At 40.1% G+C, this 4,538-nt stretch carries 4 protein-coding genes and 2 pseudogenes; 2 read left to right on the plus strand and 4 right to left on the minus strand.

Annotated elements, in window-relative coordinates:
- Window positions 1-15 precede the first annotated feature (15 nt).
- Entirely contained in the window at window positions 16-1,182 is a 1,167-nt protein-coding gene (locus NJ959_RS25970; RefSeq protein WP_254014655.1) for a transposase, read from the minus strand.
- A 641-nt stretch (window positions 1,183-1,823) separates the two neighbouring features.
- Between NJ959_RS25970 and NJ959_RS25975 the strand changes: the two genes are divergently transcribed.
- Window positions 1,824-2,186 carry a DUF5992 family protein gene (locus tag NJ959_RS25975; RefSeq protein WP_254014656.1) on the plus strand — a complete coding sequence of 121 codons (363 nt, stop codon included), beginning with the start codon at window positions 1,824-1,826 and terminating at the stop codon, window positions 2,184-2,186.
- A 178-nt stretch (window positions 2,187-2,364) separates the two neighbouring features.
- Here NJ959_RS25975 and NJ959_RS30980 read toward each other — a convergent pair.
- From NJ959_RS30980 to NJ959_RS25985, 3 genes and pseudogenes are all read right to left on the minus strand, one after another.
- A pseudogene (locus NJ959_RS30980) lies at window positions 2,365-2,638 on the minus strand (IS66 family transposase); the annotation flags it as partial.
- Between the two features lie 206 nt (window positions 2,639-2,844).
- Window positions 2,845-3,522: an IS66 family transposase zinc-finger binding domain-containing protein gene (locus NJ959_RS30985; RefSeq protein WP_444881958.1), complete on the minus strand. Its 678-nt coding sequence runs from the start codon at window positions 3,520-3,522 to the stop codon at window positions 2,845-2,847.
- Between the two features lie 3 nt (window positions 3,523-3,525).
- Window positions 3,526-3,942, minus strand: coding sequence for a hypothetical protein (locus tag NJ959_RS25985; RefSeq protein ID WP_254014657.1), 417 nt, complete (start codon window positions 3,940-3,942; stop codon window positions 3,526-3,528).
- A 61-nt stretch (window positions 3,943-4,003) separates the two neighbouring features.
- On the opposite strand from NJ959_RS25985, the pseudogene NJ959_RS25990 reads away from it, so the two are divergent.
- A pseudogene (locus NJ959_RS25990) lies at window positions 4,004-4,483 on the plus strand (RNA-guided endonuclease TnpB family protein); the annotation flags it as partial.
- Window positions 4,484-4,538: the final 55 nt, after the last annotated feature.

The raw sequence follows: 4,538 nt of genomic DNA on the forward strand, positions 1-4,538 counted from the left end.
TAGCGTTTTTTTATCTTAACTATCCCTTGTGACAGTTGAGGGTGCGGAATGTGGGTTATAAAAGGCCAGAGAAAACACAAAAGATTTGGCAGATGAATGACAACTAGAAAATTCATGTTTGGCTAAGTTTAAGGCAACTAGACTGGCATTAAAATGAAAATCAAGCCGTGGTAAATGACGAGCTTGACAATCAGACAATCCCGTAAATTGCTTGGCATCACGAAAAATAAATTCGATCTGAAAACGATCCTGATAATATTCAACAATTTGCTCAGGCATTAGGTTAATATCAGTGCTAAACAATAAAGTATTTTTGATTTTCCCATTGGCTTGAACTTCAGAAATACAAGCCAAACTAATTTGGCAATTTAAACAACAACTCCAGACTACCAATGTATATAAGGAAACTCCCGGGTTGAGATTTTTAACAAATTTAAGACGACTCAAATCATTAGAGTCAAATTTACCATCATATTTGCGAGGCGCTCCCAGTTTCTTTTGTTCACCTGTATAAAGATAGCGGAGGTTAGCATCAACTCTTAACTTGCCAATAAAGTCTAAATTTAACTCCCGCACACCATCCCAGAATTTAGAGCGGTAGTAATAGCCATCAGCTACCAAATAACGCACAGAATTAGGGAAGAAAGAATGAGTATTCTTTAAATGTTGTGCATAGTCATCAACTCTTGTGATATCAGGCTTTGAGCTTTGAGAGTCCGGTTTTTTGCAAGATTTCTTAGACCAGCAATTCTTGGGTTTTTGTGGCAGTTTTTTCACGGCATTTATTTGAGGACGTGACGGAGTTTGTTGTACGCTTAAGCTAGAGGATAAACGAGTCTCAATTTCGACAATAGAAATCACAGAAATTTCCAACCCCTGTTCCGATTTACCAGCTACACCATTATAAAAATAAGCCTTGCCATCAGTTTTTTTGCCAATTTTTATTAAAAAAGAACAATCAATGACGGCAATGACTGTGTGTTCAGGATTTAAGGCTTCTTTGAGAAAATATTGATTAAATTGTGGAAAGTTAAAGCTTTTGAGAAAGTGACGACGGTAGGTTTTTTCGCTCAAATAACTATAACGACTGAGATTCGTGAAGTTGCTCTTGCCATAGGCTAACAAAATAGTTGAGAATAAAGTGATTAAAAACTTCTTTTGGGGTTGACTAATCCCTGGCATTTGCTATAAGATGGATTCCCTAATATTCCTAATGCAATCTGTTAAGCTTGTGTGTTTTTATAGCTTAACCGAAAAGAGTGCCTTTTTTTTGTTTATTTTGGGTTCAGATTGCACTCACTTTTTTTGATTCTGTGCTGTATTGCGTTAGCGAAGCTTGCCGTAGGCATCGCATCCCTCTTTAAAAACTGTCCGGAGTATTGTTAGTTTCTATTTAAAAATAACCTTGTTTTTCATTTAAGTCAAGGCTTACAAGCATTAAGATCTGTTAATTTATCCAGAATTAAACAGTTTTTCTTGTACTAGTTTTACATAGCTAGTCTAGGAGAGCCGTTATTCATTTCTCCTCTCCATACTACGAGGATGCTTTTCTTCTTTATTTTCTCATTTTTTAGTCCGCTCAACCTACAGATAATTTTTACTTATCTTTGAGTCCCTTGGCACTCATCTTGGATATAAATACTCAGGGGCTTTGACCCTTTTTTTGGTTTGACTCTCCCTTGTGACAGTTGAGGGTGCGCAATGTGGGTTATAATCTGGGGCAGGAGGTAAACACAATGGTGAAATGCCAAGCGAAAATTTAGTGCAAAAACTCTCAACGCAAGTGGGAGAGATAATCAAAAAAATAATTTAGAGGGAGAAAAATGTTAAAAGCTATCAATTGTTTTTTCATCAGAATACTAGCATTCGTCTTCGCATTTGGTATCTTCTTAACTACCGGAATTGGCATTGCTAAAGCTGACTATTTAGTTCAAGGTGGAAAGATTACCAATGTTCAAAATACTTCTTCTAACGGCGATAATTATGCTGTTACTATCAGCGGTGGAGTAGGTCCTTGCGCAGATAGAGTGATCATCTTACCAGCTTCAGGAGTACTAAATCGAGACATTCATGCACGTGGTTATAAAGCTGTATTAACTGCATTATCCAATGGCTTTTTAGTAGATATTTACGACTATACTAGCTCTTCTTGCAGCAATGGTGGTCAAGTAACTATTACCAAATAATTAGGTACGCAAATTCTAATTTTAATTAGACCTGTCCGAAATATTAACTATTTTCTTTATCCTGACTTTTGAATGCGTGACTTTTGACGAATATGAAGGGGCTGATCCTTACATTTTTTGTAACCGTTCAGGGGGGTGCGCCTGCGGCGCACTCCCTGAAGCGAAGTTTGAGGTTAAATTAGACTTTTGGCAGTAAAGAAGGAGCCGATTGACCCGAGCGAGCATTTGTCACAGCAGTTGTGATAAACTCTAAGACATTGCGCTCTTGAGATTTCAGTGTGGTAACTGAGCGTGAGGATTCGTGCCACAAAATTACTCCCGGCAAAAGTTTGAGAACCGAAACTGGTACGCCTCCAAATCACAGCCTTCCGGATGGCTCTTTCAGCGGCATTGTTAGTTGGCTCAACTCCAGGAGTTGTCACAAATAGCCACATCCCACCCTCAACCTTCAATAGTTGACGACAAGTGCGAACTGTTTTTGCCAAAGGGGTTTTTTCGGAAGAGGTAATTTCGTAGTTAGCACCTTCTTGTAAGAGTGAGAGAATTTGGTCACGAATATCTTTGACCAATTCGACAAAATGAGACCGTTCAAGAGTTCCATCTCTAACTCGATGCCATAACTCAAATAACTTTTCTTCTTGTTGAATTAATCGGGTTCCTAATTCTGTACAGAAATTGAGATCCCAAATAAGTCAGAGAGTGCGCTTTGTACCATGCGGTGGCTGTGACGGTATAATCCACTTAATAAGGCTACGGTTGCCACAACTCTGACACCGTATCCACTATTTTTTACGTCGTCGGGCAATGTCGCACGAGTCGAAGTTCCACATCCTCCACATGTTAATTGGTGCAAACGATGTTCGATGACTATGGGTTCAATCGGTGGAATTTCGACTATTTGGTGGCGATAGGGGTTTGTATCTTCTCCCTGAAGGTTTTCGCCACAACATCGGCATGTAACTGGATGATGGTCGAGAACTGAGTGACATTTTTCTACTGGGTATAAGTCTCGGCTTTTTCCCTGATGACCGGGTTGACCACCCCTTTTTTTGCCACTTTTTTTTCTTGATTTCCCACCTGTTCCTGGTGGGTCGCTTGATGGTGGTAATGATGAGTTTTTTGATGTTTGATTGACTTTTTCTCTTAATTCCTCTTCCTGGGACTGTAATAATCCTGCCTCTTGTTCTAATGAGTCAATCCGCTTCGCCATTAACTCCACCAATTTTTTGACACTGGCTGGAGTTTTTTCCCAATCTTCTCTTGGTATTTGTTCAATTAAGCTGGGGCGCGATGGTTCCATGAATTCCATTTTACCATCATAAGCGATCGCTCTCATCGCTCAGTCGCGATGGCGATAGCCCGCAATTCGGCATCGCGAATCCCTGGCATAGTCGCCCACGTTACCCCAATCAGTTACCGCTTCGCTTACCGGGGAGTGCGCACTTCTGCGCACCCCCTGAACGGTTACAAAAAAATGGCACTGTCCCCTTACAAGGTGAGTCGCTGAAAGCCCCGTGACTTTAGTCCGGGGATGTAGGCGAAGCCCCCCGGAGGGTAAGCGCTTCGCAGGAAATATCGCTGCCTTCCAGTCTTTTATTAATTCGGGCAACACTAGTCTTAGTCGTTCTTGCCAATCAGGAACAGATTTTAATTCTTTGGCTAATTCCACATCCATCCTTAAGCATACTGGACTACTGATTAAGGGTTTTTCTCGGTCGGTTGTAAAACCTTGTTTATGTTTTTTCTGGAATGGCATTTACAATCACTCTACAAATGTGTATACTTATTTATAGCTGGGAACAGGAAGTAATGACAACTTGTACGGATGTCAGCAAAATTTAATTAATCCAGCTCCAGAATTAAAAGCAATCCTTGAGTTTATTTGTTTGGAATCACATAAGCTGACTAACTGCGGTATCTACTATGCCCGTCAGCTATTTTTCAAAACTGGTAAGTTAATTGGTAAGTACGACTTAGAAAAGGAGTACAAAACCAATAAGCATTATCAGGTTATGCACTCTCAAGCAGCACAACAGATATTAAGGTCTGTTGCTGAGTCGTTTAAATCTTTTAGGGAATTAGACAAGAAGTACAGTAAGGGTGAATTGCACTTCAAACCAAGATTACCTAATTACCGTCAAGGTGCAGGATATGCTCTGGTAACTTATCCCAAACAAGCATTAAGACTTGTTGGCGACCAAATCAAAATTCCTCTTGGCACAACGGTGAAAAGGTGGTTCAAGCTTGATAGCTTCACAATCCCAATGCCTGAAAACTTGGAGTTTGAAGATATTAAGCCCACATTCCGCACCCTCAACTGTCACAAGGGATAGTTAAGATAAAAAAACGCTA

Origin of the sequence: Limnofasciculus baicalensis BBK-W-15 (assembly GCF_024178385.1) — a bacterium.
Taxonomy (GTDB): domain Bacteria; phylum Cyanobacteriota; class Cyanobacteriia; order Cyanobacteriales; family Coleofasciculaceae; genus Limnofasciculus; species Limnofasciculus baicalensis.